At 68.7% G+C, this 26,747-nt stretch carries 28 protein-coding genes; 18 read left to right on the plus strand and 10 right to left on the minus strand.

The window, feature by feature from the left end; all coding sequences use genetic code 11:
• Nucleotides 1-114: 114 nt before the first annotated feature.
• Nucleotides 115-2,097, minus strand: coding sequence for an aconitase family protein (locus tag EZ216_RS01150; RefSeq protein WP_135247740.1), 1,983 nt, complete (start codon nt 2,095-2,097; stop codon nt 115-117).
• Nucleotides 2,094-3,008 (minus strand): LysR family transcriptional regulator, encoded by a 915-nt coding sequence (locus EZ216_RS01155; RefSeq protein ID WP_135247741.1) that lies wholly within the window; start codon nt 3,006-3,008, stop codon nt 2,094-2,096. Before EZ216_RS01155 ends, EZ216_RS01150 begins: the two co-directional genes overlap by 4 nt.
• Nucleotides 3,009-3,082: 74 nt before the next feature.
• Here EZ216_RS01155 and EZ216_RS01160 point away from each other — a divergent pair, with 74 nt between their 5' ends.
• The 4 genes from EZ216_RS01160 to EZ216_RS01175 all read left to right on the plus strand — a co-directional run bounded on the left by EZ216_RS01160 (nt 3,083) and on the right by EZ216_RS01175 (nt 7,017).
• Complete coding sequence (locus EZ216_RS01160; protein ID WP_135247742.1) at nt 3,083-4,042, plus strand: hydroxymethylglutaryl-CoA lyase; 960 nt, start codon at nt 3,083-3,085, stop codon at nt 4,040-4,042.
• Nucleotides 4,039-5,241 carry a CaiB/BaiF CoA transferase family protein gene (locus tag EZ216_RS01165; RefSeq protein ID WP_135247743.1) on the plus strand — a complete coding sequence of 401 codons (1,203 nt, stop codon included), beginning with the start codon at nt 4,039-4,041 and terminating at the stop codon, nt 5,239-5,241. Before EZ216_RS01160 ends, EZ216_RS01165 begins: the two co-directional genes overlap by 4 nt.
• Nucleotides 5,242-5,286: 45 nt before the next feature.
• Nucleotides 5,287-6,264, plus strand: a complete 978-nt coding sequence (locus EZ216_RS01170; RefSeq protein WP_135247744.1) for a Bug family tripartite tricarboxylate transporter substrate binding protein — start codon at nt 5,287-5,289, stop codon at nt 6,262-6,264.
• A 174-nt stretch (nt 6,265-6,438) separates the two neighbouring features.
• Nucleotides 6,439-7,017: a DNA-3-methyladenine glycosylase I gene (locus EZ216_RS01175; protein ID WP_135247745.1), complete on the plus strand. Its 579-nt coding sequence runs from the start codon at nt 6,439-6,441 to the stop codon at nt 7,015-7,017.
• Here the strand turns inward: EZ216_RS01175 and EZ216_RS01180 are convergent.
• The 6 genes from EZ216_RS01180 to EZ216_RS01205 all read right to left on the minus strand — a co-directional run bounded on the left by EZ216_RS01180 (nt 7,011) and on the right by EZ216_RS01205 (nt 12,110).
• Nucleotides 7,011-7,208 (minus strand): hypothetical protein, encoded by a 198-nt coding sequence (locus tag EZ216_RS01180; RefSeq protein WP_135247746.1) that lies wholly within the window; start codon nt 7,206-7,208, stop codon nt 7,011-7,013. The two genes, EZ216_RS01175 and EZ216_RS01180, sit on opposite strands and share 7 nt — an antisense overlap.
• A gap of 105 nt (nt 7,209-7,313) precedes the next feature.
• Nucleotides 7,314-7,610 carry a GYD domain-containing protein gene (locus tag EZ216_RS01185; RefSeq protein WP_135247747.1) on the minus strand — a complete coding sequence of 99 codons (297 nt, stop codon included), beginning with the start codon at nt 7,608-7,610 and terminating at the stop codon, nt 7,314-7,316.
• Between the two features lie 120 nt (nt 7,611-7,730).
• Complete coding sequence (locus tag EZ216_RS01190; RefSeq protein ID WP_239024243.1) at nt 7,731-8,720, minus strand: Vgb family protein; 990 nt, start codon at nt 8,718-8,720, stop codon at nt 7,731-7,733.
• A 119-nt stretch (nt 8,721-8,839) separates the two neighbouring features.
• Nucleotides 8,840-9,952 carry a 5-methyltetrahydropteroyltriglutamate--homocysteine S-methyltransferase gene (locus tag EZ216_RS01195; protein WP_135247748.1) on the minus strand — a complete coding sequence of 371 codons (1,113 nt, stop codon included), beginning with the start codon at nt 9,950-9,952 and terminating at the stop codon, nt 8,840-8,842.
• Nucleotides 9,953-10,111: 159 nt separating this feature from the next.
• Nucleotides 10,112-11,065: a PDR/VanB family oxidoreductase gene (locus EZ216_RS01200; RefSeq protein ID WP_135247749.1), complete on the minus strand. Its 954-nt coding sequence runs from the start codon at nt 11,063-11,065 to the stop codon at nt 10,112-10,114.
• Between the two features lies 1 nt (nt 11,066).
• Nucleotides 11,067-12,110 (minus strand): aromatic ring-hydroxylating dioxygenase subunit alpha, encoded by a 1,044-nt coding sequence (locus EZ216_RS01205; RefSeq protein ID WP_135247750.1) that lies wholly within the window; start codon nt 12,108-12,110, stop codon nt 11,067-11,069.
• Nucleotides 12,111-12,258: 148 nt separating this feature from the next.
• Between EZ216_RS01205 and EZ216_RS01210 the strand changes: the two genes are divergently transcribed.
• From EZ216_RS01210 to EZ216_RS01245, 8 genes are all read left to right on the plus strand, one after another.
• A complete protein-coding gene (locus EZ216_RS01210) occupies nt 12,259-13,020 on the plus strand; it encodes a GntR family transcriptional regulator (RefSeq protein WP_135247751.1) in 762 nt (253 codons plus the stop codon).
• A gap of 161 nt (nt 13,021-13,181) precedes the next feature.
• Entirely contained in the window at nt 13,182-14,354 is a 1,173-nt protein-coding gene (locus EZ216_RS01215) for an ABC transporter substrate-binding protein (protein ID WP_135247752.1), read from the plus strand.
• 118 nt (nt 14,355-14,472) lie between these two features.
• On the plus strand, nt 14,473-15,348 hold the full coding sequence (locus EZ216_RS01220; RefSeq protein WP_135247753.1) for a branched-chain amino acid ABC transporter permease: 876 nt from the start codon (nt 14,473-14,475) through the stop codon (nt 15,346-15,348).
• A 118-nt stretch (nt 15,349-15,466) separates the two neighbouring features.
• The gene (locus tag EZ216_RS01225; RefSeq protein WP_135249080.1) at nt 15,467-16,477 is read left to right on the plus strand and encodes a branched-chain amino acid ABC transporter permease; all 1,011 of its coding nucleotides are present in this window, start codon (nt 15,467-15,469) and stop codon (nt 16,475-16,477) included.
• On the plus strand, nt 16,474-17,238 hold the full coding sequence (locus EZ216_RS01230; protein WP_135247754.1) for an ABC transporter ATP-binding protein: 765 nt from the start codon (nt 16,474-16,476) through the stop codon (nt 17,236-17,238). Before EZ216_RS01225 ends, EZ216_RS01230 begins: the two co-directional genes overlap by 4 nt.
• Complete coding sequence (locus tag EZ216_RS01235; protein ID WP_135247755.1) at nt 17,231-17,935, plus strand: ABC transporter ATP-binding protein; 705 nt, start codon at nt 17,231-17,233, stop codon at nt 17,933-17,935. Before EZ216_RS01230 ends, EZ216_RS01235 begins: the two co-directional genes overlap by 8 nt.
• Before the next feature lie 139 nt (nt 17,936-18,074).
• Nucleotides 18,075-19,046, plus strand: coding sequence for a tripartite tricarboxylate transporter substrate binding protein (locus EZ216_RS01240; RefSeq protein WP_135247756.1), 972 nt, complete (start codon nt 18,075-18,077; stop codon nt 19,044-19,046).
• Nucleotides 19,047-19,055: 9 nt separating this feature from the next.
• Entirely contained in the window at nt 19,056-19,955 is a 900-nt protein-coding gene (locus EZ216_RS01245) for an NAD(P)-dependent oxidoreductase (RefSeq protein WP_135247757.1), read from the plus strand.
• Between the two features lie 497 nt (nt 19,956-20,452).
• Here EZ216_RS01245 and EZ216_RS01255 read toward each other — a convergent pair whose 3' ends face one another.
• Nucleotides 20,453-21,364 carry a LysR substrate-binding domain-containing protein gene (locus EZ216_RS01255; RefSeq protein WP_135247759.1) on the minus strand — a complete coding sequence of 304 codons (912 nt, stop codon included), beginning with the start codon at nt 21,362-21,364 and terminating at the stop codon, nt 20,453-20,455.
• A gap of 103 nt (nt 21,365-21,467) precedes the next feature.
• Here EZ216_RS01255 and EZ216_RS01260 point away from each other — a divergent pair, with 103 nt between their 5' ends.
• The 6 genes from EZ216_RS01260 to EZ216_RS01285 all read left to right on the plus strand — a co-directional run bounded on the left by EZ216_RS01260 (nt 21,468) and on the right by EZ216_RS01285 (nt 26,201).
• On the plus strand, nt 21,468-22,169 hold the full coding sequence (locus EZ216_RS01260) for a substrate-binding domain-containing protein (protein ID WP_439126702.1): 702 nt from the start codon (nt 21,468-21,470) through the stop codon (nt 22,167-22,169).
• A 30-nt stretch (nt 22,170-22,199) separates the two neighbouring features.
• Nucleotides 22,200-23,228, plus strand: a complete 1,029-nt coding sequence (locus EZ216_RS01265) for an amidohydrolase family protein (protein ID WP_135247760.1) — start codon at nt 22,200-22,202, stop codon at nt 23,226-23,228.
• 32 nt (nt 23,229-23,260) lie between these two features.
• Nucleotides 23,261-23,944, plus strand: a complete 684-nt coding sequence (gene ligK / locus EZ216_RS01270) for a 4-carboxy-4-hydroxy-2-oxoadipate aldolase/oxaloacetate decarboxylase (RefSeq protein WP_135247761.1) — start codon at nt 23,261-23,263, stop codon at nt 23,942-23,944.
• 10 nt (nt 23,945-23,954) lie between these two features.
• Nucleotides 23,955-24,884, plus strand: coding sequence for an amidohydrolase family protein (locus tag EZ216_RS01275; protein ID WP_135247762.1), 930 nt, complete (start codon nt 23,955-23,957; stop codon nt 24,882-24,884).
• Nucleotides 24,885-24,971: 87 nt separating this feature from the next.
• Nucleotides 24,972-25,346 (plus strand): protocatechuate 4,5-dioxygenase subunit alpha, encoded by a 375-nt coding sequence (ligA, locus tag EZ216_RS01280; protein ID WP_135247763.1) that lies wholly within the window; start codon nt 24,972-24,974, stop codon nt 25,344-25,346.
• Nucleotides 25,347-26,201 carry a class III extradiol dioxygenase subunit beta gene (locus EZ216_RS01285; protein ID WP_135247764.1) on the plus strand — a complete coding sequence of 285 codons (855 nt, stop codon included), beginning with the start codon at nt 25,347-25,349 and terminating at the stop codon, nt 26,199-26,201.
• A gap of 117 nt (nt 26,202-26,318) precedes the next feature.
• Here EZ216_RS01285 and EZ216_RS01290 read toward each other — a convergent pair whose 3' ends face one another.
• Nucleotides 26,319-26,738, minus strand: a complete 420-nt coding sequence (locus tag EZ216_RS01290; RefSeq protein WP_135247765.1) for a universal stress protein — start codon at nt 26,736-26,738, stop codon at nt 26,319-26,321.
• Nucleotides 26,739-26,747: the final 9 nt, after the last annotated feature.

Genomic DNA, 26,747 nt, shown 5'->3' on the forward strand with positions numbered 1-26,747 from the left:
ACGCAGAGGTTCCGCAGAGAACGCAGAGAAGACTTTTCTGTTTCTTCTCTGCGAACTCCGCGGACCTCCGCGCCCTCTGCGTAAGGGAGTCCGACTTTCGCGAGCCTGCGAGCGCTAAGCGCCGCCGGCGCGCCGCTGCAGCTCGGCGAATGAGCAGAGCTCTCCCGCCAAAGCACTCGCCATCACGGTGGGAGGCGACGCCAGCCACACCTGCCCCGGGCCCGAACGGCCGGGGAAATTGCGGTTGATCGCGCTCACGGTCACCTGGCCCGCGTCGGTCGACGATCCCGGCCCGCAATTGGCGCAGGCGCCGCACGAAGGCTGCAGGATGCGCGCACCTGCTTGCGCGAACACGCGGTCGTAGCCGCGTGCCACGCAGTAGTCGCGCACGGCCGTGGTGCCGTACTGCAGGTACAGCTTCACGTGCGGCGGCACCCTCAGTCCGTGCGACAAGCCCCAGGCCAGCACCGAGTGGTAGTGGTCGAAGTCTTCGCGCTTGCCCGCGGTGCAGGACCCCCCGTAGGCGATGTCCACCTTCACCGGCTGGCTGAGTGAATCCAGCGCCAGCCCGTTGCCCGGGTCGCCGGGTGAAGCCACCATGGGCGACAGCGCCGTGCAATCGACGGTGATCGTCTCGGCGTACACCGCGCCTTCATCGCTCCTCATCCACGGCTCGATGCGCGCTTCCACGCCGCGGCGGTCCCGGATGAACCGCAGCGTCTCTTCGTCCGGCGCAACGATGCCCGTCAGCCCGCCCAGCTCCGCCGTCATGTTGGTCAGCGTGGCGCGCTCGTCCATCGCGAGTGAGCTGACCACGGGGCCGGTGAATTCGAACACCTTGCCCACGCCCGCGCCCGCGCGGATGCCCGGCAGCGCCAACAGGTGCAGCACGATGTCCTTCGCGGTCACGCCCGCGGGCAGCGCGCCGTCCAGCTGCACGCGGAGCACCGGCGCCAGCGTCATGCGCACCGCGCCGGTGGCGAAGGCGTTGGCCATGTCGGTGGTGCCCACGCCGAAAGCCAGGCAGCCCAGCGCGCCGCTGTGCGGCGTGTGCGAATCGGTGCCGGCCACCACCTGGCCGGGCAGGGCGTAGTGCTCGGCCACCATCGCGTGCGAGATACCGGCCACGTTGCTGCCGTCGTCGGCACCCGCTTCGGCATCCGTCAGCGTGCGGTGGCAGCGCAGCTGGTGCTTCGCCACGAAGTCGCGCTGCGCCTGGCACATCGCGCGCACGTTGGGCACCAGCCCGGCCTTCAGGTGCGCGGGGCTCTCGTCCATGTACGAGGTGTGGTCCTCGAACACGACGATGGATTCGGGCTCATGCAGCTGCAGCTGGCCGCCCAGCTCGCGGTCCAGCAGGTGCGCCGCCATGCCGGTGTAGTACTCGTGGATGAAGCGCCGGTCCGCGCGCAGGAAGCAGCCCTGGCCGATGGCGGGCTCCTCGGGCGTCACGGGCGTGGACAGCAGGTGGCGCCGCACGATCTTCTCGTACAGCGTCATGGGGCGATCCGATTCCGCCGCCGGCGCGGGCGCCGCATCGCGCAAGTGCAGTTGCCCGAAGCGCAGCAGCCCACCGGCGCGCAGGATCGCCGCCGCCAGCGGCTCGCGGTCCTTCAGCAGTTCGTCCAGCGGGATCGGTTCGCCTCGCTGCACGCGGTCCAGCAGGCCGAAGTTGGTGGACGTGAAGAGCCCAATGTTGTCCGCGTTCTGCCGGTAGATGCGCTCGAAGCTTTCCGCGATCACCAGCCGGATGCCGGCCAGCTTCTCCGCGGCGGGGCTGTGCTCGCGCGACGATCCCTTGCCGTAGCGGCGGCCGCCCACCGTCACGCTGAAGCCGCCGGCCTGCACGGCGCCGGCCGCGATCGGCGCCTGGCCTTGCGTGGTGAAGCCGGTGTACGGGAACCGCGCGAGGCGGTCGTCGTAGTGCGAGAGGATCGCCACCGGCGTGATCTCGTCGGTGGAGACGTCGTGGCGCAGCGGGGCGGCCTGCGCGAGCTGCAGGCGCTCGCCGGCGAGCTGGCGGCGAACCGGCTGCGGGTCGCCGGAAAGGAAGAGCACGCGCGGCGCGCGGCCGAGGTCGAGGGAGTCGGTCGTCATCGGGAAGGATGGGATTCGGCGCGCGCGGCCAGGTGGTCCACCAGCAGCTGCGCCGCCGGCGAAAGCAGCCCCGCGTCGCGGTAGCAGATGATGAAGCGCCGCTCGGCCCAGGGCTCGTCCAGCGTCACCAGCTTCAGGCCGTCGGCGCGCACGCGCGGCTCGGCGATCTCGCGCGGCACCACGCTGATGGCCAGGCCCGCGCGCACCACGCGCAGCGAAGCTTCGAAGTTGGTGACGATCACGCGCCGGCGCAGCGTGCGGCCGGCGGCCGCGGCCACGCGCTGCAGCATCACCTGCACGGCGCTGTTGACCGGCAGGCTCACGTGTTCGTCGTCCAGCGTGTCGGTGAAGCGCACCGACTTGCGCGCCGCCAGCCGGTGGCCGGCAGGCACCACCAGGCACAGGCGGTCGCGGCGGTAGGGCCGCGATTGCAGCGTGCCCAGCTCGGCGGCGTCCCAGCACACGCCCAGCGCGGCCAGGCCTTCGCGCACGCCGCGCACGATCTCGGGGCTGACGCGCTCCTCCAGGTCCACCTGGATATTGCGGTGCCCCGGCGCCTGCAGGAACTGCGCGATGTCGTCGGCCAGCGATTCCGTCATCGCCGACACCGAAGCCAGGATGCGCACCTGCCCGCGCGCGCCGCCCGCGAAAGCCTGCATGTCGCTTTCGATGCGCGCGGCGCTGTCGAGCATGGCGCGCGCATGCTCCAGCAGGGTCTGGCCCGCGGGCGTGGGCACCACGCCGTGCCGCTTGCGCACGAGCAGGGCGGTGCCCACCTGGCTTTCCAGCTGGGCCAGCCGCTTGCTGATGGCCGAGCCGACGATGCTCGCCCGCTCGCCGGCGCGGGCGATGTTGCCCAGCTCGCAGACGGCGATGAACAGGCGCAGCGTGGTCAGGTCGAGGTCGCGCAAGATATTCCGATTTGGAAGGTTAGGCTTCTCAAAATGAGATGCCGTGTCCATTCGGAAATTCTAAACTTGCTTCCATGACGTCCAACACCGCACTTCCCGCTTCGCTGCCGCCCAGCGCGGTCATCCGCGAGGTGGGCCTGCGCGACGGCCTGCAGATCCTGCAGCGCGTCGTGCCCACCGCCACCAAGCTCGAATGGATCCGCGACGCGTACGCCGCGGGCCAGCGCGAAATGGAGATCGGCTCGTTCGTGCCCGCGCGGCTGATGCCGCAGCTGGCCGACACCGCCGAAGTGCTTGCCTTCGCCAAGACGCTGCCGGGCCTCGTCGCGTCGGTGCTGGTGCCCAACCTCAAGGGCGCGGAGCGCGCCATCGCGGAGGAAGCGCACTCGATGCTGGTGCCGCTGTCGGCCAGCCACGAACACAGCCTGGCCAACCTGCGCAAGACGCCGGACGAAGTCGTGGCCGAGATCGGCCGGATCCGTGCGGCGCGAGATGCCGCCGGTTCGCGCACGAAACTGGAAGTCGGCCTGAGCACCGCGTTCGGTTGCACGATCCAGGGCCAGGTCGATGAAGACGAAGTGGTGCGCCTGGTGCAAGCCGTGCTGGATGCCGGCGTGGATGCGGTCGGCCTGGCCGACACCGTGGGCTACGCCGACCCACAGCAGGTCAGCCGCCTGTTCACCAAGGTGCTGAAGGTGGCGGGCGATCGCCTGCAATGCGCCCATTTCCACGACACGCGCGGCCTGGGCCTGGCCAACTGCTTCGCCGCGCTGCAGCTGGGCATCCGCAAGTTCGACGCCTGCCTGGGCGGCATCGGCGGCTGCCCGCATGCGCCGGGCGCCAGCGGCAACGTGGCGACGGAAGACCTCGCCTACATGCTGGCCAGCATGGGCGTGGAAAGCGGGCAGGACTTTGGCGCGCTCATCGCGCTGCGCGGCAAGCTGTCGCGCTGGCTGGAAGGCGAGCAGCTGCACGGCACGTTGTGGCGCGCCGGGCTGCCGCGCACGATGAAGCAAGAAGAGGTGGCGGCATGAGCGCGCAACGCGAGATCCCGCAGCCGCTGAAGGGCCTGCGCGTCGTCGAATTCACCCACATGGTGATGGGCCCCACCTGCGGTCTGGTGCTGGCCGACATGGGCGCGGAAGTGATCAAGGTCGAGCCCATCGACGGTGACCGCACGCGCCACCTGCTGGGCGCGGGCGCGGGCTTTTTCCCCATGTTCAACCGCAACAAGAAAAGCATCGCGCTGGACCTGCGCAGCGAAGAGGGTGCGCGCGTCGCGCGCGAGCTGTGCGCCACGGCCGACGTCGTGGCCGAGAACTTCAAGCCCGGCACCATGGCCAAGTACGGCCTGGACTACGCGTCGCTGTCGAAGACGAATCCCAAGGTGATCTACGCCAGCCTCAAGGGCTTCCTGCCCGGGCCGTACGAGCACCGCACCGCGCTGGACGAAGTGGTGCAGATGATGGGCGGCCTGGCCTACATGACCGGGCGGCCCGGCGACCCGCTGCGCGCGGGCACCAGCGTCAACGACATCATGGGCGGCATGTTCGGCGCCATAGGCGTGCTGGGCGCGCTGGTGCAGCGCGGCATCACTGGCCGCGGCATGGAAGTGCAGAGCGCGCTGTTCGAGAACAACGTGTTCCTGGTCGGCCAGCACATGCTGCAGTACGCCATCACCGGCCAGCCCGCGGCGCCGATGCCCGACCGCATCTCGGCCTGGGCCGTGTACGACGTCTTCACCGTCAAGGACGGCGAGCAGATCTTCCTGGCCGCGGTGAGCGACGCGCAGTGGAAGACCTTCTGCGACGCGCTGGGCTTCGCCGACCTGTTGGCCGATCCCGCGTACGCCACCAACAACATGCGCGTGCAGCAGCGCGCGAGCCTGATGCCCGTGCTGCGCGAACGCCTGGCGCGCTGGACCGCGGCCGAGCTGGCCGCGATCTTCGAACGCCAGGGCCTGCCGTACGCGCCCATCCGCAAGCCGGAAGAGCTGTTCGACGACCCGCATCTGCAAGCCACCGGCGGCCTGGCCGACGTGGCGTTGTGCGACGGCCCCAAGGCCGGCGAGAAGGCCAAGGTCACGCTGTTCCCCATCACCATGGATGGGCAGCGGCTGCCGGTGCGCACCGACCCGCCGCGCATGGGCGAGCACACGGCCGGCCTGCTGCAGGGGCTGGGCTACACCGAAGGCGACGTGGCGAAGCTACGTGATCGCCGCAGCGTGGCCTGAGCGGCCGCGGCCAAGAATTCCATCGATGTGCAAGGAGACAAACGCATGAACGACTTCCTCCACCTGAACCGCCGCCACGTGCTGGCCGCCGCGCTGGCCGCGGGCGTCACGCCGCTGGCGGCGCTGGCGCAGCCCAGTACCGTGAAGTTCATCCTGCCCAACGCCACCGGCTCGGGCGTGGACGCCATCACGCGCGCGGCGCAGCCCGCGTTGGGCAAGGCGCTCGGGGCCTCGGTCGTCGTCGACAACCAGCCGGGCGCCGGCGGTATCGTGGGCCTGAACGCGCTGGCGCGGTCGCCGGCCGATGGCAGTGCTCTGGCCGTGGTGTCCAACAACGTGGTCATCTTCCCCAGCGTGATCAAGTCGCTGCCGTTCGACATGCCGAACGACTTCACGCCCATCGCGGTGGTGGGTGCCACGCCCATGGTGCTGGTGGTGAACCCGCAGCGCGTGTCGGCCACCAACAGCAAGGAATTCGTCGCGCTGCTCAAGAGCAAGCCGGGCCAGCTGAACTTCGCGTCGGGCGGCAACGGCACCATCCTGCACCTGGCCACGGAGATCTACCTCGACGCCACCGGCACGCAGGCCCGGCACATCCCCTACAAGGGCGTGGGCCCCATGGTCACCGACCTGATCGGCGGCCAGGTGGACTTCGGCACGGTGGCCCTGCCCAGCGTGCAGCAGCAGATCAAGGCCGGCACGCTGCGCGCCATCGGCATGCTCAGCCCGCAGCGCACGCCCGCGGCGCCGGAGATCCCGACGATGGCGGAGCAGGGCCTGGCCGGTTTCGCGGTGGAAGCCTGGTTCGCGGTCATCGGCCCGAAGAAGCTGGACGCCGCCAACGTGAAGAAGGCGCACGACGCGGTGGTCGCCGCGTTCAACGATCCCGCGGTGAAGGACGCGATGGCCAAGCAGGGCAACACCATCGCCATCAGTACGCCGGAAGAGGCGCAGGCCGCGTTCAAGCGCGAACTGGCGAAGTACGCGGCGCTGGTGAAGAAGGTGGGACTGGAGCCGCAGTAAGGAAAGCGGACACCCGTACGCAGAGTTCGCGGAGCAAGCGCAGAGGTCGCAGAGAACAACCTAGGAACTATTCTCTTTGACTTCTCTGCGCCCTCTGCGCTCGCTCTGCGAACTCCGCGTACGGGAGTCCGCCTTCCGCGAAGCTTGCGAGCGCCGGGAGCCGCATACTCGGCCATGGCCGAAACCCTGTTCACCGACGAAGCCGGCGTCGCGCGCTGCCACTGGTGCCGCGCCTCGCCGGCCTACCGCGACTACCACGACACCGAGTGGGGCTTCCCGGTCGATGACGACCGGCGGCTGTTCGAGAAGATCTGCCTGGAAGGTTTCCAGAGCGGGCTGTCGTGGCTCACCATCCTGAACAAGCGCGAGAACTTCCGCCGCGCGTTCGCCCGCTTCGACGCGGCCAAGGTCGCGAAGTTCGGTGAGGCCGACGTCCAGCGCCTGCTGGCCGACGCCGGCATCATCCGCCACCGCGGCAAGATCGAAGCCGCCATCAACAACGCGCAGCGCGCGCTGGACCTGCGCAAGGAATGCGGCTCGCTCGCCGCCTATTTCTGGAACGCGCCGCAGGACGCGGCGGCCATCTCCAAGGACCTGAAGAAGCGCGGCTGGCGCTTCGTCGGCCCGACCACCGTCTACGCCTTCATGCAGGCCATTGGCCTGGTCAACGACCACGCCGAAGGCTGCTCGGTGCGCGGGCAGGCTCAGGCGGCGCGAAAGTCGTTCAGGCCGTCCGCGCCGCGCGGTCAGTAGCGATAGGGATCGTTCGGGCGGCGGTCGTATCGGTTGGGCACGCCGTCGCCGTCGTTGTCGCGCCAGGCCCGCGGGGGCGGCGAGTGGTAGTAACCGCCGCGCACCGCGACGGGTTCGACCGGCGCGATGACGCAGCCGGTCAGGGCCGTGGCGCCGCACACGGCGGCCAGCAGCAACAGGATTCGTTTCATGGGGACTTCTCCTTCACGGGTGAGACCCCATTGCCGCGCACCGGGGTGAACGGCGTGTTGCCCGTGCGCAGTGTTGTGTGTCGGGAAGTGTCCGCGCCCGGGCTGCTACTGGGTCAGCTTGCCCAGCACCTTCTCCATCTCGCCGCGGTCCAGTGCACGCAGCGTCTGCATCCGCACGTTGCCGGCGGAGGACAGGGCGAGATTGAAGGCGATGAGGCTGTCGTCGTCCTTGGCGGTGCATTCCACCACCAGGTCGTATTTCCCCAGCGTCCAGTAGATGTCGGTCATCTGCACGCCGAAGCGGCCGGCCATCTCGCGCGCGGCGTCGGCCCGCTTGACCGTGTCGCGCACGGTGCGGATGCCCTGGTCGGTGAACTTGCATAGGGCGATGTACGTGGCCATGGTGCACTCCTGAGGTTCGCTGGGGGAGTGCAAGGTAGGCGGCGGGTTGCGCGGGTTCAAGCCGAGCCGTCCGCGGCGCGCGCCGGGCAATGCGCGTGCACGCACGCGGCGCGGCGCGATTCAGGCCGTACGGATGACCGAGATGTGCTCGGTACCGCTCTCGGGCAGCCAGACCTCGCCCTTGCGGCCGAGGATCTGCCGGACGTTGGCGTTGGGCCGCTCCAGCGCGTAGCGCTCGAACTTCTCGGCCTTGGGGTCGAACGAGTAGACCGCGTTGCCGGTCCACTCGCTGATCCAGGGCACGTCGCGCTCGTCCACGTACACCGCGTAGACGCGGGCGTCACCGCCGGGTGGCTTCCACGCCCGCCAGCTGCCGTTGCGCGGGTCGTGCATGGACAGCTGGCCGCTGTTCCATTCGCTGACCCAGATGCGGCCCTGGCTGTCGCTCCACACCCTGCGCGCGCCCTGGTCTTTGGTCGGTGGTTCGACGATGTGCGATTCACCGCTGGCGCGGTCGATGCGCGCGATGAACGAGCCGGCCAGCGAACACCACCACACGTCGCCCGCGGGCGTGGCGCAGATGCCGTAGGGGCCGGGGCCGCGCGGCGACTGCTTCGCCGTCACCAAGCCCGTCTTCACCGACACCTTGCCCAGCCAGCCGTTCTGGCCGGTGAACCACAGGTCGCCCGCGCCGTCGAACGCGCAGGTGTTCAGGTTGGCGCGAGGCGTACCCGCCGGCAACGGGTACACCGTCACCTTCCGATCGGGCCAGCCGACGCGGACGATCGCGTTCTGCCCGCCGTCGGTGAGCCACGCCGCGTGGTCCGGTCCCTGGATCACGCCGTGCGGCGACGAGCCGTTGCCCAGCGCGACGAGGTCGGTGCGGCCGGTGGAAGGCTCGAACCAGCCCAGGTGCCCGCTGGCCTGCGCGCTGAACCACACGCCGCCATCGGGCGCGGGCGCGACGTCGTGGATGCCTGTGCTGCGGCGCGTGGCGAGCTTCCAGCTCTGCATGCCGCCGGCGGCCTGCGCGGCGGGCAGCGTGGCGGCGAGCGGCAGCAGGACCGCTGTCTGCAGCAGAGCCCGGCGGGAGAGCGGTTCAGGAGACATGGTGACTCCTTCAGTGGCGTCATTCCCGCGGAGGCGGGAATCCATGGCTTCCATCTTGCATGGTCTGCGCTCCCCATGGAAGCCATGGGTCCCCGCCTCCGCGGGGACGACGAGGCAATTTACTTCCCGCCCCACACCTCTTGCGCCGTCTCCACCACCAGCCGCAGCTTGTTGCGCTGGTCCTCGACGGCGATGTTGTTGCCGTGCACGGTGCTGGAGAAGCCGCACTGCGGCGACAGCGCCAGCTGCTCCATCGGGGCGTACTTGGCGGCTTCGTCGATGCGGCGCTTCAGGTCGTCCTTCTTCTCCATCTGGCCGAACTTGGTGGTCACCAGGCCCAGCACCACGGTCTTGCCCTTGGCCAGGTAGCGCAGCGGGCGGAAATCGCCGGAGCGGTCGTCGTCGTACTCCATGAAGTACGCGTCGATGTCCATTTCCTTCAGCAGCGCCTCGGCCACCGGCTCGTAGTTGCCCTGGGCGGCGAAGGTGCTCTTGAAGTTGCCGCGGCACAGGTGCATGCCCAGCAGCATGCCTTCGGGCTTCCGCGCGACGACCTTGTTGATGAACTTGGCGTAGCGGTGCGGCAGCTCGTTGGGGTCGTCACCGCGCTGGCGAGCCGCCTCGCGCATCTTTTCGTCGCACAGGTAGGCAAGGTTGGTGTCGTCCATCTGCACGTAGCGGCAGCCGGCTTCGTAGAGCGAGCGCAGCTCGTCGCCGTAGGCCTTGGCCACGTCGTCGTAGAACACCGGGTCCAGTTCCGGGTACGCGTCCTTGCTGATGCCCGCGCGGCCGCCGCGGAAGTGCAGCATGGTGGGCGAGGGGATGGTCACCTTGGGCGTGTGGCCGGCGCTGACCTGCGACTTCAGGTACTCGAAGTCGGCCTTCTGGATGTCTTTGGCGTGGCGCACCTTGTCGATCACCCGGATGACCGGCGGCGCCAGCTCTTCCGTGCCGTCGGGCTTGCGGATGGTGACCGGGATGTCGGTCTTCACGCCGCCCAGCTGCTCGAGGAAGTCGATGTGGAAGTACGTGCGGCGGAACTCGCCGTCGGTGATGCTCTTGAGGCCGATGTCCTCCTGGAACTTCACGATCTCGGTGATGGCCTTGTCCTCGACCTCGCGCAGCTGCTGCGGCGTGATCCGGCCGTTGGCCTTCTGCTCGCGCGCTTCCAGCAGGTACTTCGGCCGCAGGAAACTGCCCACGTGGTCGTATCGGGCGGGGAGTTGCATCATGTTGTGGTCCTCTTCTGGGTGCTGATCAATGCGGGAGCGGACTCCTTTACGCGGAGCACGCGGAGGTTACGCAGAGTCCGCAGAGAAATCCATTTCTATTGAATTTCCCTCTGCGAGCTCTGCGTAACCTCCGCGCCCTCTGCGCAAGGGAGTCCGCATTCAAAGGTCCAGCACCAGCACCGCGCTCTTCGCGCGCGAGCAGCAGGGTGTGAACTGGTCGTGCCTGGCCTTTTCCTCGTCGGTGAAGTACAGGTCGCGGTGGTCGCATTCGCCTTCCAGCACGCGCGTGATGCAGGTGCCGCAGACGCCCTGCTCGCAGGAGGTCAGCACCTCGACACCGTGCGCGCCGAGCGCCTGCACCACGGTCTGGTCCGCGGCCACGCGCACTACCTCGCCGCTGCTGGCGATCTTCACGTCGAAGGCCTTGTCGGCGCTGGTGTCCTGCGCTTCGGCGGTGAAGAACTCGACGTGGATCTGCTGCGGCGTCCAGCCCATGCCCTGCGCCACCTGCGTCACGTGCGTGATGAAGCCGGCAGGGCCGCAGACGTACAGGTGCGTGTCGGGGTCGTGCGTGCCCAGCGCGGCGGGCAGGTTCAGCACCTGCGAAGGCGCGCCGTCGTCGAAATGGAACTGCACCTTCGCCGCGAACGGCGAAGCCTGGATCTCGTCGTGGAACGCGGTGCGCTCGCGTGAACGCGCGCAGTAGTGCAGCGTGAAATCGGCGCCCGTCGTGGCCAGCCGCTGCGCCATGCACAGCAGCGGCGTCACGCCGATGCCGCCGGCCAGCAGCACGGTGCGCTTCGCGTGCACCAGCGGGAAATGGTTGCGCGGCTCGCTGATGGTGAGCAGGTCGCCTTCCTTCACCGCGTCGTGCATGCCGGCCGAGCCGCCGCGCGTCTTCGCGTCGCGCAGCACCGCGATGCGGTAGCGGTGGCTTTCGCCCACGTCGTTGCACAGCGAGTACTGGCGCACCAGCCCGCCCGGCACGTGCACGTCGATGTGCGAGCCGGCGCTGAAGGCGGGCAGCGGCCCGCCGCCGGCTCGTGCGAGTTCGAAGCTCGCGATGTCCTGGGCTTCCTGCTGCTTGCGCAGGACCTTGACCTGCAGTTCCATGTCAGGCCGCCAGCGGCTGCGGCTGCTCCTGCGCCACCAGCTTGTCGATGATGCGGCGCGCCTGCACGCCGCCGGCGTCGATGTTCAGCATCAGCAGGCGGCGGCCGGGGTTGGCCAGCAGGTTGCGCTGCTGCGCTTCCAGCACGCCGGTGTCTTCGGCGAACACCTTGGCCTGCCCGGCGCGGATCTCCGCCGTCAGGGCGTGGTCCCTGGGCTTGAAGTTGCGCGCCATTCCCCAGAAGTACCACATGGCCGTGTCGGTCTCGGGCGTGAGGAAGTCCACCACGATGCTGGACACCTTGTCCCTGGGGTCGGCGTGGTAGCCGCCCTTGCCGGCGAGGGCCACGCCCACCTCGATCATCACGTGGCTGGGCGGGATGAAGTGGCACACCTGCCAGCGATCCACCGGCACGTTGTCGGGCAGGCCGTTGCCGCGCAGGTTGGCCTGCCAGAACGGCGGCGCCATCACGTTGTCCATGAAGCGGCTGGTGAGCACGCGTTCGCCCACGGTCTTGGTGGCGACGGGCGTCTCGTCGATCTCCTTCTGGCCGATGCTGTCGGCGTGCACGTAGGTCTCGTGCGTCAGGTCCATCAGGTTGTCGACCATCAGGCGGTAGTCGCAGGCCACGTGGTACAGGCCGCCGCCGTAGGCCCAGTCGGGGCTTTCGGCCCATTCCAGTTCGTGGATCTTCGCGGGATCGGCCAGCGACGCTTCGCCGGGCCACACCCAGATGAAGCCGTGCTTCTCCACCACGGGGAAGCTGCGGATCTTCGGGAAGCCCTGCACGCGCTGGCCGGGCATGGAGATGGTCTTGCCTTCGCAGCCCATCGCCAGGCCGTGGTAGCCGCAGACCAGCTGGCCGTCGCACACGCGCCCCAGCGACAGGGGCGCGCCGCGGTGCGGGCAGAAGTCTTCGACCGCCGCCACTTCACCCGCCTTGGGGCGCCAGAAGACGATCTTCTCGTTGCAGATGGTGCGGCCCAGGGGCTTGTCGGCGATCTCGTCGGGGGTGCAGGCGACGTACCAGGCGTTCTTCGGGAACATGGGGGTGGGGGAGGTGGAGGGATTCGGCGGGAGCATACTCGTTGTATACAGTGGCGACAAGACAAAGCGCTGCGGCGCACTCGACATCAGAGAGGAATTCGAGACTTGTGACGAAGCTGATCCACCGCTAGACTGCTTGCCTGTATACATGAAAGCCGCCCCCACCCGTCCCGATCCGGCCGCCGAAGACGGCGGCTCCCAGGCCGTCAAGGCCCAGCTGCGCCTGCGCGAAATGATCCTGGCCGGCGAACTGCCCGGCGGCAGCCGCATCGCCGAGCTCACGGTGGTGGAGATGCTGGGCGTCTCGCGCACGCCCATCCGGGCGGCGCTGATGCGGCTGGAACAGGAGGGCTTGCTCGAAGCGCTGCCCGGCGGCGGCTTCGGGGTGCGCACCTTCAGCGAGCGCGACGTGGCCGACGCCATCGAACTGCGCGGCACCGTCGAAGGCCTGGCCGCGCGCCTGGCCGCGGAGCGCGGCGCGCCGGCGCAGGCGCTGGCCGAGGCGCGCGAATGCCTGGACGGCATCGACGCGGTGCTGGCTCGGCGCGCACTGGACGACGAGGCTTTTGGCCAGTACGTGAAGCTCAACGCGCGCTTCCACCAGCTGCTGGCCGAGTTGTCGGGCAGCAGCGTGCTGGCGCGCGAGATCGAACGCGTGGTGCGGCTGCCGTTCGCCTCGCCGTCGGGCTTCGTGGTCGTGCAGGCCAACAGCGGCCGCGCGCGCGACATGCTCATCGTGGCGCAGGACCAGCACCGCCAGGTGCTGGAGGCGATCGAGCGGCGCGAGGGCGCGCGCGCCGAAGCGCTGATGCGCGAGCATTCGCGCATCGCCCAGCGCAACCTGCGCGAAGCGGTGCAGGGGCATCACCACGAACGCATGCCGGCTGTGCGGCTCATACGGCAGAGCTGACGGTCCCCTTGCAAGTCGCGATAGCATGCGCACGGCTATGCTCGAACTGGATAGCTGATAGACCATCGCGCGGCTTGGCCTTCACGCGGCGCGTGACCACAATCGCGGCCTGCCGGCGTTATGCGCGGGCCGCCCCTTCCTGTCCAAAGAGGAGACCTTCGATGCACAAGAGAACCCTGCTCCAGGCCACCGCCTTCGCCGCGCTGCTGGCCACCGGCACCCTGGCCTTCGCGCAAGCCGCGCCGTTCAAGATCGGCCTGATCCTGCCCATGACCGGGCAGCAGGCCACCACCGGCCGCCAGATCGAGGCCGCCGCGCGCCTGTGGATGGCGCAGAACGGCGACACGGTCGCCGGCCGCAAGGTGGAACTGATCGTCAAGGACGACACCAGCCTGCCCGACGTCACCCGCCGCCTGGCGCAGGAACTGGTGGTGAACGACAAGGTGGACGTGCTGGCCGGCATGGGCATCACGCCGTCCGCCATGGCCGTCGCGCCCATCGCCACGCAATCGAAGACGCCGCTGGTGGTGATGGCCGCCGCCACGTCCAGCATCACGGAAGCCTCGCCCTTCATCGTGCGCACCAGCTTCACGCTGCCGCAGGTGTCGGTGGCGCTGGCCGACTGGGCGCCCAAGAACGGCATCAAGAGCGTGGTCACGCTGGTGAGCGACTACGGCCCGGGCATCGACGCCGAGAAGTACTTCGCCGAGCGCTTCCAGTTCAACGGCGGCAAGATCGCCGACAAGCTGCGCGTGCCGCTGCGCAACCCCGACTTCGCGCCGTTCCTGCAGAAGGTGCGCGACCTCAAGCCCGACGCGCTGTTCGTGTTCGTGCCGTCTGGCGCGGGCGCCGCGGTGATGAAGCAGTTCGGCGAGCGCGGCATGGACAAGGCCGGCATCAAGCTCATCGCCACCGGCGACGTGACGGACGACGACCAGCTCAACGACATGGGCGACGTGGCCCTGGGCGTGGTCACCTCGCACCACTATTCCGCGGCCCACCCGTCGGCGGCGAACAAGAAGTTCGTCGAGGCTTTCCAGAAGGCCAACAAGAACCTGCGCCCCAACTTCATGGCCGTGGGCGGCTACGACGGCATGCGCGTGATCTACGAAGCGCTGAAGAAGACCGGCGGCAAGGGCGGCGGCGAAGCGCTGGTGGCCGGCATGAAGGGCCAGGTCTTCGAAAGCCCGCGCGGCCCCGTGTTCATCGACGCCCAGACCCGCGACATCGTCCAGAACGTCTACCTGCGCAAGGTCGAGAAGAAGGACGGACAGCTGTGGAACGTCGAGTTCGACGTGCTCAAGGACGTGAAGGATCCGGGCAAGACGAAATGACGAATGACTTGGCGCCCGCGGCGCCTTGATGACAAATGACGGCGATACCCGTGCGTCATTTGTCATTCGTCATTGAGGCGCGCAGCGCCGAAGTCATGCCGCGCAGCGGCGTCATCAGATGTTGACCATCCTCTTCGACGGCATCGCCTACGGCATGCTGCTGTTCATCCTGGCGCTGGGCCTGGCCGTGACCATGGGGCTGATGAACTTCATCAACCTCGCGCACGGGGCCTTCGCCATGGTGGGCGGCTACATCACCGTGCTGCTGATGCAGCACTACGGCGTGCCCTTCCTCGCCTGCCTGCCGCTCGCCTTCGTCGGCGCGGGCCTGCTCGGCGCGGTGCTGGAGCGCACGCTGTACCGCCCCCTGTACCGCCGCCCGCACCTGGACCAGGTGCTGTTCTCCATCGGCCTCACCTTCATGGCCGTGGCCGCGGTGGACTACTTCGTCGGCTCCACGCAGCAGATCGTGCAACTGCCCGCGTGGCTGCGCGGCCGCACCGAGATCGGCGACGGCGCGTGGACGCTGGGCATGGGCCACTACCGCCTCTTCATCATCGCGGTGTGCGCGGCGCTGACCATCGTGCTGCAGTACGTGCTGTCCAGCACGCGCTTCGGCAGCCGCCTGCGCGCGTCGGTGGACGACCAGCGCGTGGCAGCGGGCCTTGGCATCAACGTGAACGTGGTGTTCCTGGCCACCTTCGCCTTCGGCAGCGGGCTGGCCGGCCTGGGCGGCGCGCTGGGCGCGGAAGTGCTGGGGCTGGACCCGCAGTTCCCGCTCAAGTTCATGATTTATTTCCTGATCGTCGTGGCCGTGGGCGGCACGTCGTCCATCACCGGCCCGCTGCTGGCCGCGCTGCTGCTGGGCATCGCCGACGTGGCGGGCAAGTACTACATCCCCAAGCTCGGCGCCTTCATCGTCTACACGCTGATGATCGTCATCCTGATCTGGCGCCCGCAGGGGCTGTTCGTGCGGCAAGGGGGCAAGGCATGACGAATGACCGCGCCCGCGGCGCGATGACCTCGCCGCGCTTCGATGGCGGCGCTTCGCGCCAGGATGAGGGGGCACTGCGGTGAGTCATTCGTCATCGACGCCGCGCAGCGGCAAGGTCATGCCGCCGGCAGGCGGCGTCATTGCGCAGACCGCGCTGCTGCGCGCGAGCCGCTGGCGCGCCTGGGAACCGGTGCTGTGGCTCGTGGCTTTCGCCGCGCCATTGGTGCTGCGCCAGTACGCGGCCATCGTCAACGAGATCGCCATCGTGGCGCTGTTCGCGCTGTCGCTGGACCTGGTGCTGGGCTTCACCGGCATCGTCTCGCTCGGCCACGCGGCCTTCTTCGGCCTGGGCGCGTATTCGGCGGCGCTGTTTGCCAAGTACGCGATGCCGGACCCGCTCCTGGGCCTGGCCGTGGGCATCGTCGCCGCCACGGTGGTCGGCTTCTTCGCCAGCTTCACCGTGCAGCGCGGCACCGACCTCACGCGGCTGATGGTCACGCTGGGCGCGGCGCTCATCCTGCTGGAACTGGCCAACAAGTTCAGCGAGATCACCGGCGGCGCCGACGGCCTGCAGGGCGTGGTCATGGGCCCCGTGCTGGGCAAGTTCGACTTCGACCTGGAAGGCCGCACCGCCGCGTACTACTCGCTCACCGTGCTGCTGGTGTTCTTCCTCCTCGCGCGCCGCATCGCGCGGTCGCCGTTCGGCTCCACGCTGATGGCCATCCGCGACAACCGGCTGCGCGCCATGGCCATCGGCATCCCGGTGGGCTCGCGCATCACCGTGGCGTACACCGTGGCCGCCGGCCTGGCCGGTGCCGCCGGCGCGCTGCTCGCGCAGACCACCGGCTTCGCTTCGCTGGACGTGTTCGAGTTCCACCGCAGCGCCGACCTGATGCTGATGCTGGTGATCGGCGGCACGGGCTGGCTGTACGGCGGCGTCCTGGGCGCCATCGTGTTCAAGCTGGCGCAGGACTTCCTGTCGTCCATCACGCCGCAGTACTGGACCTTCTGGCTGGGCCTGTTCCTGGTGGTGCTGGTGCTGGTGGGCCGCGACCGCCTGCTTCGCCCGTGGACCTGGTTCGGAATCAAGAAACTGGATCCCCGCCTTCGCGGGGATGACGGCTTATGAGCGACGTCGTCCTGTCCTGCCAGAACCTGGTGAAGAAGTTCGGCGGCATCACCGCCACGGGCAACGTATCGCTGCAGCTGGCGCGCGGCGCGCGCCATGCGCTGATCGGCCCCAACGGCGCCGGCAAGACCACGCTGATCAACCTGCTGACCGGCGTGCTGCCCCCCACCGAAGGCCGCATCACGCTGGAAGGCGAGGACATCACCAGGCTGGCGCCGCACCTGCGAGTGCGCCGCGGCATGGTGCGCACCTTCCAGATCAACCAGCTGTTCCTCTCCATGACGCCGCTGCAGACGCTGGCGCTGGTGGTGTCGCAGCAGCGCGGGCTGGGCGGCCGCTTCTGGTCGGCCCTGGGCCGCGACCGCGCCGTGGCGGAACGCGCCGAGCAGCTGCTGGCGCACTTCCACCTGGCCGAGGTGATGGACGTGCCCACCGAGTACCTGGCGTACGGCAAGCGCCGCTTGCTGGAAATCGCCATCGCGCTGGCTTGCGAGCCGCGCGTGCTGCTGCTCGACGAGCCCGTGGCCGGCGTGCCGGCGGGCGAGCGCGAAGAGATCCTGCAGACCGTGGCGGAACTGCCTTCGGACGTGTCGGTGCTGCTGATCGAGCACGACATGGACCTGGTCTTCAGCTTCGCCAACCGCATGACGGTGCTGGTGAACGGCACGGTGCTCACTGAAGGCTCGCCCGAGGAGATCGCCGCGGATCCGCGCGTGAAAGAGGTCTACCTGGGCCATGGCGAGGAGGCCGCTCATGGCTGAACTGCTGAAGGTCGACAACCTCTCCGCCGGCTACGGCGAGGCGGTGGTGCTGCAAGGCGTGTCGTTCGCGCTGGACGAAGGCGCCACTCTGGCGCTGCTGGGCCGCAACGGCACCGGCAAGACCACGCTGCTCAACACGCTGGCCGGCGCCACGCGCCAGCACGCGGGCAGCATCTCGCTGGCGGGCAATGCGCTGCACAAGCTGCCGTCGCACCAGCGCGCCGCGGCCGGCATCGGCTGGGTGCCGCAGGAGCGCAACATCTTCAAGTCGCTGACGGTGCACGAGAACCTCACCGCGGTGGCTCGCCCGGGCAAGTGGACGCCCGACGGCGTGTACGCGATGTTCCCGCGCCTGGCGGAGCGCAAGACCAACCTGGGCACTCAGCTGTCCGGCGGCGAGCAGCAGATGCTGGCCGTGGGCCGCGCGCTGGTGCTCAACCCCAGGCTGCTGCTGCTGGACGAGCCGCTGGAGGGCCTGGCGCCCATCATCGTCGACGAGCTGCTCAAGGCCATCCGCCGCATCACCCGCGACGAGGGCCTGTCGGCCATCATCGTGGAGCAGCACCCGCAAGCCATCCTCGCCATCTCCGACCGCGCGGTCGTGCTGGATCGCGGCACGGTGGTCCACAGCGGCACGGCGCGGGAGCTGCGAGACGATCCGGCGCTGGTGGATCGATTGCTGGGTGTCGCGCGGTAAATGCGGGGTCCGCAACGCAGAGAACGCAGAGGTGCGCAGAGATCGCAGAGAAGACAATGAAGGTATTCGCCTTTCGATCTCTGCGTCCTCTGCGAAACCTCTGCGTTCTCTGCGTTGCGGACCCCGCATTCAACTGCCCATGACCAACCGCCGCCACTTCCTCCTGGCCACGGCCGCCGCACTGCCGGCGTTCGCCGGTGCACAGACCAAGTTCCCCTCCAGGCCGCTGCGGCTTATCGTGCCCAATGGCCCCGGCGGGGCGGCGGATCTGACGGCGCGGACGGTCGGGCAGGCGATGGCCGCCACGTTGGGCCACCCCGTGGTCATCGACAACAAGCCGGGCGCCGGCGGTGTCGTGGCCGGTGAGCAGGTCGCACATGCCGACCCGGACGGGCACACCATCCTGCTGGTGTCCAGCGGTTCGGCGGTCAGCGCGGCGCTGTTCAAGTCGCTGCCGTTCGACACGCTGCGCGACTTCGCGCCGGTGTCGCTGCTGGCGACCTTCGACCTCGTGCTGGTGGTCGCGGAGAACGGCCGCTTCAAGACGCTGCCCGACCTGCTGGCTTATGCGAGGGCCAACCCCGGCAAGCTGAACCTGGGCACGCCACAGATGGGCACCACGCAGAACCTGGCCGCCGAGCTGTTCAAGACGACGGCGGGCATCCAGGCGCAGGTGGTGCCGTTCAACGGCACGCCGCCGGTGATCACGGCGCTGCGCTCGGGCGAGATCGACGTGGGCATCGACATCCTCGGGCCGCTGATCGGCCAGCTGAAAGGGCAGTCCCTTCGGCCGCTGGCGGTGCTCGGGGCCAGGCGCGCGTCGCAGCTGCCGAACGTGCCAACCGTGCGTGAATCGGGCGGGCCGCTGGCGGACTTCGACGTCAGCTCCTGGAACGGCCTGGCGGTGCCCGCGAAGACGCCCGCCGCCGCCATCGAGCGCCTGAACCGCGAAGTGAACGCAGCGCTCGCAAAACCGGACGTTCGGCAGAAGCTCATCGAACTCAACCTCAACCCGCAAGGCGGCACGCCCGCGCAGCTGGGCCAGCGCCTGGCTGCCGACGTGAAGCGCTGGTCCGAAGTGATCGCGCGTGCGGGCATCCCCAAGCAATAAGGAAGCAGCATGCAGATCACCCGCATCGGCCTGGTTGGCTACGGCGAAGTCGGCAAGACGTTCGCCAAGGGCTTGAAGGACAAGCCCGGCGTGACGCAGTCCAGCGCCTGGGACCTGAAGTTCGCGCAGGCCGGCACGCGGGAGAGCGAATTCGCGCACGCGCGCGAAGCGGGCGTGGTGGCGCAGCCTTCGATGCAGGCGCTGTGCGAAGCCAGCGACCTGGTGATCTCCGCCGTCACGGCTTCGAACACGCTGGCGGTGGCGAAGGAAGCGGCCGCGCACCTGAAGCCCGGCACCGTGTTCCTGGACCTGAACTCGGCCTCGCCCGGCACCAAGCAGCAATGCGCGGCGCTGGTGGACGCGACGGGCGCGCACTATGTCGAAGCGGGCGTGATGACGTCCGTGCCGCCGTACGGCATCCGTGTACCGATGCTGCTCGGTGGCGCGAAGGCGGCGGAACTCTCCGAAGTGCTGGCTGCGTGGGGCCTGGACGCGAAGGCCGTGTCCGAGAAGCTGGGCGTGGCCAGCGCCATCAAGATGTGCCGCAGCGTGATGATCAAGGGCCTGGAGGCCATCGTCGTCGAAAGCTACGCCACCGCGCGGCAGTACGGCGTGGAAGACCACGTGCTGCCCACGCTGGCCGAAACCTTTCCGCAGATCGACTGGCCGAAGCAGGGCGCGTACTTTTTCAGCCGCGTCGTGCAGCACGGAAAGCGGCGCGCCGAGGAAATGCGCGAAGCCGCCAACACCGTGAAGGAAGCCGGCTTCCCGCCGCTGATGGCCGCGGCCATCGCGGAGAAGCAGCAGTGGGTGGCCGACGCCGCGGCCGCCGGGGTGTTCAAGGACCTGCCCAAGGACGCGCCCTGGCAGGCCTACGCCGACCGCCTGCTGGCCGCCCGCAAACGCTGAATGGGGTCCGTCCTCGCCGTCACCGTCCCGATCTACCTGGTGATGGCGGCGGGCTGGCTGGCCACGCGCGCCGGCCTGTTCGCGGCCGGGAGGCTGCTGCTGCATCCGCTGGCGGTTTCAACCGCTCTGCGGGCGCGGCGGGTGGCGCCTGGCGCGGCCTCATGCTCCAGCGGCCGTGCTTCGCCTTCGGCTCGCACAGGCTTCCCGCCGAATCGGCCGGGCCCGGGACGGCCGGCGCAACTCGTTGCGAGCTGCGCTCGCCACTCAGACACTCACCGGAGCTAGAGGACAGTCGCATCACACGCTGTCGCGCGTGATGCTGTCCCAGGCCCGGCCGATTCGGCGGCGCTTCCAAAATCGGCCGCGCCAGGCGCCACCCGCCGCGCTGGCACGCGCGTGCGGGACCGGAGAGGGTGCTGTAAGTCACGCTGCGATAGACCTTGACCGCGTCGTTCCCGCGAAGGCGGGAATCCATGGCTTCCATCGCGCAATGACGTTCAGGCGTGCGGCACCACCTTCGGTGCCGTCTTCCGAATCAACTCCAACGTCGCCTCCTGCACCGGCGTAGCAGGCCTCTGCGCACTCGTGCACAGCGACAGCCGAATCCGCAGCGGCGGCTTTCCAATAGGCTGCGCCGTGAACGCCGACGGCCGCGCCGAATTCAGCAGCGCGTTGCGCGACAGGATCGCGCACCCCGCACCATCCCGCACCAGATCGAGGATGGCCGTGACTCCGTCGATCTCCAGCGCCACATCGGGCTTGCAGCCCACGGCCGCCAGCGCCGATTCCACGTGCATGCGGATGGCGTTCGGCCGCGTGGGGATGACCAGCGGCACCTCGGCCACCGCCTTCAGCTCCACGGGCCCCGGCGGCGGGTCTTCGTGCAGGCCCGGCGGCCGCGCGCGCACCAGCAGCAGGTCTTCGTCCAGCAGCGGCACCGCGTCCAGTTCGCGCGAAGCTTGCGCGTTGTAGAGCACGGCGATATCCAGGCGGCCGCTCGCCAGCCCGGCTTCCAGTGCGGACGACAAGCCTTCGCTGATCGACAGCCGCGCATCCGGCATCGCTTCGCGGAAGGCCCGGGTGAGCGGCACCGTGAGCACGCGCGCCACGCTGCTCGGAAGACCGACGGCAACCCGCCCGGAGAGACCGCCACGCAGGCGCCCCAGGTCATCCTTGGCGCGCTGCACCTGGTGCAGGATGCCGCGCCCATGCTCCAGCAGCGTCTTGCCGGCTTCGGTGGGGACGGCGCCGCGGCCGTTGCGCACCAGCAGGGTCTGGCGCAGCTCCACTTCCAGCAGCCGCACCTGCCGGCTGAGCGCCGGCTGGGCGACATCGAGCTCGATGGCCGCGCGGGTGAAGCTGCCCAGCTCGGCCACGCGGACGAAATACTCGAGCTGGCGCAAATCCATGCCCAAAGTGTAAAGGCCGGGCCACAGCTATACGCGCTTGTTCTAGCTGATAGCGGGGTCGGCGGCTTTGCGGGCGAGGGGAGGGTTCGCACAATGGCGGCCCATGCCCACCGGAGCCGCAATGACCCTGCGCGGGATTTCGTCCATGGCCACGCGCCAGGTGCTGGCCGAGCTGGCCGCTGCCTACCGCGAGAACGCGGGCGTGCAGGTGGACATCGAATCGGTCGGCGGTGTCGATGCCGCCAAGCGCGTCGCCGCCGGCGAAGCGTTCGACGTGGTGTTCCTGGCCGCCGACGCCGTCGACAAACTCATCGCCGCCGGCCATGCGCTGGCCAGCAGCCGCGTGGACCTGGTGCGCTCGGGCGTCGCCGTCGCCGTGAAGCACGGCGCATCCAGGCCCGACCTGTCCAGCGAAGCCGCCGTGAAGCAGGCTGTGCTGGCCGCGCCGACGCTGGGCTATTCCACGGGCCCCAGCGGCACCGCGCTGTTGAAGCTGTTCGAACGCTGGGGCATCGCCGGGCAGGTGAAGCCGCGGCTGGTGCAGGCGCCCGCCGGCGTGCCGGTGGGTTCGCTCGTCGCGAAGGGCGAGATCGCGCTCGGCTTCCAGCAGCTGAGCGAGCTGATGCACCTGGACGGCATCGACGTGGCCGGTGCCTTGCCCGAACCTATCCAGATCACTACCGTGTTTTCCGGCGCCGTGTGCGCCGCTTCCATGCAGCCTGCCGCCGTGCGCCAGCTGCTCGCCTTCATGGCTTCGCCGGCGACGGCCGAGGCCAAGCGCCGCCAGGGCATGGACCCGGCCTGAGCGCGCCAACGTATCCACCGAGGAGACTTCATGATCATCGACTGCCACGGCCACTACACCACCGCGCCGAAAGCGCTGGAGGTGTGGCGCAACCAGCAGATCGCCGGCATCAAGGACCCGTCCATGATGCCGAAGGTCGCCGGCCTGAAGATCAGCGACGACGAGATCCGCGACAGCATCGAGCAGAACCAGCTGCGCCTGATGAAGGAACGCGGCAACGACATGACGCTGTTCTCGCCGCGCGCCAGCTTCATGGCGCACCACATCGGCGACTTCAACGTCAGCAGCACCTGGGCCGGCATCTGCAACGAGCTGTGCTTCCGAGTGAGCAAGCTGTTCCCCGAGCATTTCGTGCCCGTGGCCATGCTGCCGCAGTCGCCGGGCGTCGACCCCAAGACCTGCATCCCCGAGCTGGTGAAGTGCGTCGAGGAATACGGCTGCGTGGGCATCAACCTGAACCCCGATCCTTCGGGCGGCCACTGGAAGGAGCCGCCGCTGACGGACAAGTGGTGGTACCCCATCTACGAGAAGATGGTGGAGTACGACATCCCCGCGATGATCCACGTCAGCACCAGCTGCAACGCGTGCTTCCACACCACCGGCGCGCACTACCTGAACGCCGACACCACCGCCTTCATGCAGTGCGTGCAGGGGGACCTGTTCAAGGACTTCCCCACGCTGCGCTTCCTGATCCCGCACGGCGGCGGCGCGGTGCCTTACCACTGGGGGCGCTTTCGCGGGCTGGCGCAGGAGATGAAGAAGCCGCTGCTCGACGAGCACGTGCTCAACAACATCTTCTTCGACACCTGCGTGTACCACCAGCCGGGCATCGACCTGCTGAACACCGTGATCCCGGTGAAGAACGTGCTGTTCGCCAGCGAGATGATCGGCGCGGTGCGCGGCATCGACCCGCAGACCGGCCACTACTACGACGACACGAAGCGCTACATCGACGCGTCGAAGATCCTGTCGTCCGAGGACAAGCTGGCGATCTTCGAGGGCAACACGCGGCGCGTGTTCCCCCGCCTGGACAAGCTGCTCAAGCAGCGTGGCCACTAACGCTCAACGCCAAACGCTCAACGGAGAACCCCATGTACGAACTGGGCGTCGTCTACCGCAACATCCAGCGCGCCGATCGCGAGGTCGCCGGCCAGCTGGCGCAATACGGCTCGGCCACGGTGCACGAGGCGATGGGCCGCGTGGGCCTGATGGCCACCTACATGCGGCCGATCTATGCCGGCGCGCAGGTGTCCGGCACCGCCGTCACCGTGCTGCTGCACCCGGGTGACAACTGGATGATGCACGTCGCGGCCGAGCAGATCCAGCCCGGCGACATCGTCGTGGCCGCCGTCACGGCGCCTTGCACCGACGGCTACTTCGGCGACCTGCTCGCCACGTCGTTCAAGGCGCGCGGCGCCCGCGCGCTGGTCATCGATGCCGGCGTGCGCGACGTGAAGACGCTGACCGGGATGCAGTTCCCGGTGTGGAGCAAGGCGATCAGCAGCAAGGGCACCATCAAGGCCACCATCGGCTCGGTGAACATCCCCGTCGTGTGCGCCGGGATGATCGTGAACCCGGGCGACGTGGTCGTGGCCGACGACGACGGCGTGGTCGTGGTGCCGCGCGCCATGGCCGCCAGGACGCTGGAAGCCGCCGCCGCGCGCGAGGCCAACGAAGGCGAGAAGCGCGCCAAGCTGGCTTCGGGCGTGCTGGGCCTGGACATGTACAAGATGCGCGAGCCGCTGGCCAAGGCCGGCCTCAAGTACATCGACTGAAGGAGCGGCGATGTCCAAGCCGACCTCCGGCCCCTTCACCAAGACGCCCGGCTGGCTGGACTGGTACACCGGTCCCAGCAAGCCGAAGTTCCAGCTGCCGCCCGGCAGCGTGGACGCGCACTGCCATGTGTTCGGCCCCGGCGCCGAATTCCCGTACGCGCCCGAGCGCAAGTACACGCCGTGCGACGCCAGCTGGCAGCAGCTGTTCGCGCTGCGCGACCACCTGGGCTTCGACAGGAACGTGATCGTGCAGGCCACCTGCCACGGAGCGGACAACCGAGCGATGGTCGATGCGCTCAGGCACGCCAACGGCAAGGCGCGCGGCGTGGCCACCGTGCGGCGCGGCGTCACCGACAGCGAACTGCAGGAGATGAACGCCGCCGGCGTTCGCGGCGTTCGCTTCAATTTCGTCAAGCGGCTGGTGGACTTCACGCCCAAGGACGAGCTGATGGAGATCGCCGCGCGCATCGCCCCGCTGGGCTGGCACGTGGTGATCTACTTCGAGGCAGTGGACCTGCCCGAGCTGTGGGACTTCTTCACCGCGCTGCCGACCACGGTGGTGGTGGACCACATGGGCCGCCCCGACGTGAGCAAGCCCGTGGACGGCCCCGAGTTCGCCCTGTTCCTGAAATTCATGCGCGAGCACCAGAACGTCTGGAGCAAGGTGAGCTGCCCCGAGCGCCTGTCCATCACCGGCCCGAAGGCGCTGGACGGCGAGCAGGACGCCTACCGCGACGTGGTGCCGTTCGCGCGCAAGGTGGTGGAGACTTTCCCCGACCGCGTGCTGTGGGGCACCGACTGGCCGCACCCGAACCTGAAGGACCACATGCCCGACGACGGCCTGCTGGTGGACTTCATCCCGCACATCGCCACCACGCCCGGGCTGCAGAGGAAACTGCTGGTGGACAACCCCACGCGTCTTTATTGGGATGACAAATGACGAATGACAAACGACCTTGCGCTTCGCGCATCGATGATGTCATTCGTCATTGAGCGAAGCGAAGTCATTCGTCATCCGGAGACCACCATGCCACTCGACAAACCGTACCAAGGCGTGCCCGGCACGACCATCTTCGACGCCGACCAGAGCCGCAAGGGCTACTGGCTCAACCAGTTCTGCATGTCGCTGATGAAGGCCGAGAACCGCGAGCGCTTCAAGCGCGACGAGCGCGCCTACCTCGACGAGTGGAAGATGACCGCCGAGCAGAAGCAGGCCGTGCTGGACCGCGACATGAACCGCATGATCTCGCTGGGCGGCAACATCTACTTCCTGGCCAAGATCGGCGCCACCGACGGCAAGAGCTTCCAGCAGATGGCCGGCTCCATGACCGGGATGTCCGAAGAGGAGTACCGCAACATGATGATCGGCGGCGGCCGCGATCCCAAGTGGGGGCGCAAGTAAATGGCACGCATCACCGCATCCGTCTACACCTCGCACGTGCCCGCCATCGGCGCGGCCATGGACCTTGGCAAGACGCAGGAGCCGTACTGGCAGAAGGTTTTCGCCGGCTACGAGTTCTCGCGCCAGTGGCTGAAGGACAACCCGCCCGACGTGGTGTTCCTGGTCTTCAACGACCACGCCACGGCTTTCAGCCTGGACATGATCCCGACCTTCGCCATCGGCACGGCCGGCCACTACGCGGTGGCCGACGAAGGCTGGGGCCCGCGCCCGGTGCCGCCGGTGGATGGCGCGCCGGAACTCGCCGCGCACATCGCGCAGTCGGTCATCCAGCAGGATTTCGACCTGACGCTGGTGAACAAGATGGACGTGGACCACGGCCTGACCGTGCCGCTGTCGCTGATGTGCGGCCAGCCCAAGGCTTGGCCGTTCAAGGTCATCCCGTTCGCGGTCAACGTGGTGCAGTACCCGGTGCCCAGCGGCATGCGCTGCTTCCGCCTGGGGCAGGCCATCCGCAAGGCGATCGAGAGCTTCGACGAAGACCTGAACGTGCAGATCTGGGGCACGGGCGGCATGAGCCACCAGCTGCAAGGCCCGCGCGCCGGCCTGATCAACAAGGAGTGGGACAACCGCTTCCTGGACCGCCTGATCGCCGACCCGGAAGGCCTGGCTTCGGTGCCGCACGTCGAATACGTCAACGAGGCCGGCAGCGAAGGCATCGAGCTGGTGATGTGGCTGATCGCGCGCGGCGCGATGGCGGACGTCGCTGGCGGGAAGAGGCCCGAGGTGAAGCACCGCTTCTATCACGTGCCCGCGTCGAACACGGCGGTGGGGCACCTGATCCTCGAGAACAGCTGATCGATAGGCGTCGTCCCCGCGGAGGCGGGGACCCACGGCTTCCGCCTTGAGCAGTCCGCAAATGCGGGCGCCATGGATTCCCGCCTCCGCGGGAATCACGAAGTCGGGCGCCTGTCCCTACCGCACCAGCAGCACCGGAATCTCCGCTCCCTGCAGCACGCGCTGCGCCACGCTTCCCATGATCGCGCGGCCCACGAGGCCGTGCCCGTGCGTGCCCATCATGATCAGGTGCGCCTTTTCCTTCTGCGCCGTGGCCAGCACCTGCTGCGCCGGATCGCCCACCTTCCACTCGCAGCGGTGCGGCAGGTCCTTGCGGTCCAGGAACTTGCGGATCGGCGCCAGCACCATCTCCGCCTCGTCCTGGTGGTAGTCGCGGACCACGGCCGAACCGGCCAGGCGCACCACGCGGGGCGGCAGGGCCTGCTGGACATTGAGCACGACGATCTCGTCGGCCTCCGCCAGCGATTCGTGGTTGACGAGGAAGGCGAGCGCCTTCTTGGTGAACTTGCTGCCGTCGGCGGCGAGGATGATCTTCATCGTTTCGGC

The sequence above is a fragment of the Ramlibacter humi genome, from assembly GCF_004681975.1.
Lineage (GTDB): Bacteria > Pseudomonadota > Gammaproteobacteria > Burkholderiales > Burkholderiaceae_C > Ramlibacter > Ramlibacter humi.